Annotated in this window: 1 protein-coding gene; it reads left to right on the top strand. The window is 64.0% G+C overall.

What is annotated here, in order from left to right:
* Positions 1-333, top strand: a 333-nt coding sequence (locus JHD64_RS21305; protein ID WP_233170654.1) for an arginine deiminase family protein, incomplete at both ends; no start/stop codon positions are given.

Below are 333 nucleotides of genomic sequence, written 5' to 3'. Positions count from 1 at the left end.
ACTGTGACAAGAACCACGGCCCGGCCACGCTGGAAGGCGGCGACGTGATGCCCATCGGCAACGGCGTGGTACTGATCGGCATGGGCGAACGCACCAGCCCGCAAGCGGTGGTGCAAGTGGCCAAGAACGTGCTGGGCAAGGAAGGTGGCGCCACCCGCGTCATCGCCTGCCAGATGCCCAAGTCGCGTGCCGCCATGCACCTGGACACCGTGTTCAGCTTCCTCGATATCGACCTGCTGTCGGTGTTCCCGGACGTGGTCAACGAAATCGTCTGCACCAGCATCTACGCCGGTGAGCAGGAAGGCGAAGTGCGCTTCGAACGCCACGATGGTG

This window comes from Aquitalea sp. ASV15, assembly GCF_016429115.1.
Lineage (GTDB): Bacteria > Pseudomonadota > Gammaproteobacteria > Burkholderiales > Chromobacteriaceae > Aquitalea > Aquitalea magnusonii.
This window is presented reverse-complemented; position numbering and strand designations above follow the sequence as displayed.